The sequence below is a fragment of the Microcystis sp. M31BS1 genome (assembly GCF_020245285.1).
In the GTDB taxonomy this organism is placed as follows: Bacteria; Cyanobacteriota; Cyanobacteriia; order Cyanobacteriales; family Microcystaceae; genus Microcystis; species Microcystis panniformis.
In genome coordinates, this window is sequence record NZ_JADBVE010000002.1 from 1 (window position 1) to 3,897 (window position 3,897).

The 3,897-nt window shown below is 42.8% G+C and carries 4 protein-coding genes and 1 pseudogene; 4 read left to right on the plus strand and 1 reads right to left on the minus strand.

Annotated elements, in window-relative coordinates; translation table 11 throughout:
* Positions 1–359 precede the first annotated feature (359 nt).
* The 4 genes from IM509_RS00100 (at position 360) to IM509_RS00115 (ending at position 2,963) form a co-directional block, all read left to right on the plus strand.
* Positions 360–575, plus strand: coding sequence for a hypothetical protein (locus IM509_RS00100; protein ID WP_002788269.1), 216 nt, complete (start codon positions 360–362; stop codon positions 573–575).
* A gap of 246 nt (positions 576–821) precedes the next feature.
* Entirely contained in the window at positions 822–1,412 is a 591-nt protein-coding gene (locus IM509_RS00105) for a PAP/fibrillin family protein (RefSeq protein ID WP_002788271.1), read from the plus strand.
* A gap of 229 nt (positions 1,413–1,641) precedes the next feature.
* Complete coding sequence (locus IM509_RS00110; RefSeq protein WP_002735181.1) at positions 1,642–2,298, plus strand: sigma-70 family RNA polymerase sigma factor; 657 nt, start codon at positions 1,642–1,644, stop codon at positions 2,296–2,298.
* A 113-nt stretch (positions 2,299–2,411) separates the two neighbouring features.
* Positions 2,412–2,963 carry an anti-sigma factor family protein gene (locus IM509_RS00115; protein WP_002788273.1) on the plus strand — a complete coding sequence of 184 codons (552 nt, stop codon included), beginning with the start codon at positions 2,412–2,414 and terminating at the stop codon, positions 2,961–2,963.
* A 469-nt stretch (positions 2,964–3,432) separates the two neighbouring features.
* On the opposite strand, the pseudogene IM509_RS00120 reads toward IM509_RS00115, so the two are convergent.
* Positions 3,433–3,897, minus strand: a pseudogene (locus IM509_RS00120) (hypothetical protein); the annotation flags it as partial.

Sequence of the window (3,897 nt, forward strand, 5' to 3'; positions counted from 1 at the left end):
ATTAACAGGATGTACTCTCAGAAAATTTGAAGAGAGATAGGCTTTTAGTGGCTTGGGAACAAGCTTTATCAATTTATTCATAATAAATATTGGCAGAAGATTAAAGATTAGTTATTGTGACTAACTCTTTTGGTTAGAGAAAGATAAAATTGAGAATCTTCAGTCAAATTTATTGACTCAAAATTAGCTGTACTTAATTTAAATGAATCAACCCTAGGGACTAAGGGGGGATCGGCACCCCCCTTATCAAGGGGGGCAGGGGGGATCGAACCTAAAATCCATTTTTAATTTAATTATAACCAGCTACTTATGCTAAAAGTGATCTTAACCGCCTAATCTGACCCGACGGAGAGCGATCGATGCCTTTGAGTGAGCGCGCCCAGCAATTAATCCCAAAAGCGAGAATCATCAGTTTCGCTGATTGGCCCTATCAGCAAGCAGCGATCGCTATTTGGCAACAAGCGGATGATCAAACTCCCTATCTCAGTGATAGGGATTTAGATACTATCAGTGCCATTAGGGGCGATGATTTCGGGGTTAGAGGCCTTAAAATAATACAGCTTAGATCATTTTAGTGGCTCAGAAAAAACCGCAATTGCTCCCTATTTCGATCACTTAATTACGGTTATGAAAAAGTTTTAAAAATGCGGCATTTAATCTGTGTTAAAATAATTAAGTCAACAGTTAAAAATGCCGCTCACCGAGGTGAAAAACCCGTTGAACCCCTGAAATCATCGGCGTGGGTAGGCCTCTTAAGACCACCAAAAACCTCGATCGAGTGCCTCGCCGGTCGAGGTAATTTATAAAATAAGGGAGATTCTATGGATGCCAAAGCGAAATTACTGGAATTGATCGCTGGTAGAAATCGCGGACTCCTGGCTACGGAAAGCGACCGCGTGCGGATTTTAGCGGCGATCGAACAATTGGAGGATCACAATCCCCATCCCCATCCCCTCGAAGTTAAACAACTATTAGGGGGTAATTGGCGCTTATTATTTACCAGCAGCCGCAACATTCTGGGAATAGATCGCCTACCTTTTTTTCAATTAGGGCAAATTTATCAATATCTCGACCTGAACAAGGCTAAACTCTACAATATTGCTGAAATTATCGGCGTGCCTTGGCTAGAAGGGGTAGTAATCGTCTCCGCTACCTTTGAACCCACATCCGAGCGTCGGATAATGGTCAAATTTGAGCGCTCGATCCTCGGTCTGCAACGTCTTCTCAATTATCATTCTGCCCAAGAATTTATCGATGCGATCGAGAGTGGCCAAAAATTTCCTCCCCTCGATTTTTCCTTCAATAATCGCCCACAAACCGGTTGGCTCGATATCACCTATCTCGATGAAGATCTCCGCATCGGTCGCGGCAGCGAAGGCAGCGTCTTTATTCTCGCTAGGGAAAAAACCTAACTTACAGAGCTATTCAGGAGACTCCGAGACTCCGAGACAGCTTTTATGTATTCTCCCCACTACCCTACTACCCCACCTCCGCACTTGCTGCTCCCTTGCTCCCCCAGATGAATGCCTCGATCGGTTAGAATCGAAATATGGGAAAAAAATTATTTATTTTCGGGAACCTTTACTGACTTCTCCCGTCCTCAACCTCTGAGTGAGGAGCTTATACCCTTGAGGAAATCCCATGAGTCAATCGATTCCAGCATCTTGGTCACTTGAGGCCAAAAAGTCTCAAAACCCCGTGTCCCCTGACAAACTCTCCAACTACGATCTAATTGCACGCTGTCAGGAAGGGTGTCAGCCAGATCGGGCAGCTTTTGCGGAACTGCTGCGGCGCTATCAGGCTCATGTTGATAAATTACTCTATCATTTGGCTCCCGATTGGCAAGATCGCGCTGATTTGGCTCAAGAGGTCTGGATTCGCGTCTATCGCAATATTAACCGTCTCCATGAACCCCTCAAGTTCCGCGGTTGGTTAAGTCGCATTGCTACTAATCTTTTTTACGACGAATTGCGGAAACGCAAGCGGGTTAATCATCCCATTTCCCTTGATGCTCCCCGGCGCGTGGAGGATGGCGAAATCGATTGGGATATCGAGTCCGATTACCCCAGTCCCGATGAACATCTCACCACCCACGAATTCTACGATCAATTACAGGCGGCGATCGCTGATTTACCAGAAGCTTTTCGGACAACTATTATTCTCCGAGAAATTGAAGGCATGGCCTACGAAGAAATTGCCGAGATGACGGGAGTTTCTTTAGGAACTGTTAAATCTCGCATTGCTCGCGCTCGCGCTAAATTACAATCCGTTTTACAGCCCTATTTTACAGAAGGCTAAAGAATATTGTGGTGATTCGGCACTAACGGCCGAAGTGAGGAGTCGTTAAATTTAACTAGCTCCGTGCTGGTGAAAAGTGATTGCATACCGATCGCTTCTGGTCGAGGTCAACCATGAATAATTATCAACCCGAAGATGTTCAATGGATAAAGTCTTTGTTACGTCACGATGACAGCGATTCCGACTCCGCAGCCGAGGATATTTTATTCTTAGATGAGGATAACGAAGAAGCTCATCGTTTCGATTTAATTAGCGCCTATATTGATAACGAAGTAACGGTAGAGGAAAGAAAGCTAGTTCAGCATTGGTTAGACCATGATGCTGCCGCTAAAAAACTCTATCGGCAGCTCTTGGGATTACAAACTAATTTAAGGCAAATTCCCGTACCAGCTACTATGGCCGGCGACCGATTGGCAGAACAGGTGTTCAGAAAAGTCGATGGTCAGCGTCGTCGGCAATATTATGTTTATGGTGGCGCAATTTTAACGGCTGTGGCGATCGCTGTTGGCTCCTACTTCGTCTCGGTACGCAATGATCCCCTCTCCCAAATGGCCAGCAGTCCGAGCAGTATTAGCCAAGAGGGAGACCATTTGATGATTGCTCTCAACCATCCGATTATCGAGATTCCCACAACGGAAGAGCCAAAAGAGAATGGCCAAAGGTAAGTTAGGCAGATTTATCTATCGGTTAGGGCAGTGCTTAAATTTCGTCTATTAGAGTGAGGACTTGAGGAGTGTAACGTTTGTGATTAGGTTCATCAAAAAAGCTTTTCGAGATATATCGTTGGGGCGCAATCTCGAATATTACATCACGTTACTTTTTATCCTTGTCATCCTTGCTCTAGACATATTCAACCCATATTCCGCACTTCACTTTGAAGTATAAAAAACTACAGGTCTTTTCAAAGAAAAAAAATCAGAATAATCAAAAAAAATACTCAACCAATCAGATGTTGAGGAGAAATCATAAAATACCAAATATTTTTTCGGCTCAAAGAGTTAAACTAAGTCACAACAATTCGAGGAGTAGTGACTCTCCTATAAGCATATTACTCAATTGTTATCAACTTTGTTGCTTTGTTATTTAGACTAACGATGACAGATAATATTTTTGACAAGATGAAGGCAGAAAATTTCAAATAAAACGGCGTTCTTCAGTTAAATTGACAATTTGCTTGACCCCATTCACAATAAAAATATGAATGCCCTGAAAACATTGAAATATCCATCTCATTGTGGGACGACTCGTTAATTTACTGACTTGATTTTTGACTCCAGCCTTGGCTCTTTTTAAGCTATTTCTTAGTTCTCTTTGTCCGAGGTTATAGACTAACAAGCAGAAAGACATCAAGAATAACATTGTCTCGATTCTTTCCGTTTTTTTAACAAAGAAACTATCCGCAAAAAATAAAGGGCTCTTCGTTACTTGGTATGGTTCGATAGGGGAGCATAAATCGACTAAATCCTTATCTGGCAAGAGACTTAATTGATTAGTTCGCTCTAGAGAAAAATAATTGACAAAAATCGCTAAATGCCTTTCTATACAAGGGTTACATCCTCTATAACCCCCGTTCATTGCATAACATAAACCGAAGAGCCA

What these genes read in the sequence shown, in the direction of transcription:
- IM509_RS00105 (WP_002788271.1), top strand. Translation starts at nt 822, where the DNA reads ATGGATGCCAAAGCGAAATTACTGGAATTGATCGCTGGTAGAAATCGC.
- IM509_RS00110 (WP_002735181.1), top strand. Translation starts at nt 1,642, where the DNA reads ATGAGTCAATCGATTCCAGCATCTTGGTCACTTGAGGCCAAAAAGTCT.
- IM509_RS00115 (WP_002788273.1), top strand. Translation starts at nt 2,412, where the DNA reads ATGAATAATTATCAACCCGAAGATGTTCAATGGATAAAGTCTTTGTTA.
- IM509_RS00100 (WP_002788269.1), top strand. Translation starts at nt 360, where the DNA reads ATGCCTTTGAGTGAGCGCGCCCAGCAATTAATCCCAAAAGCGAGAATC.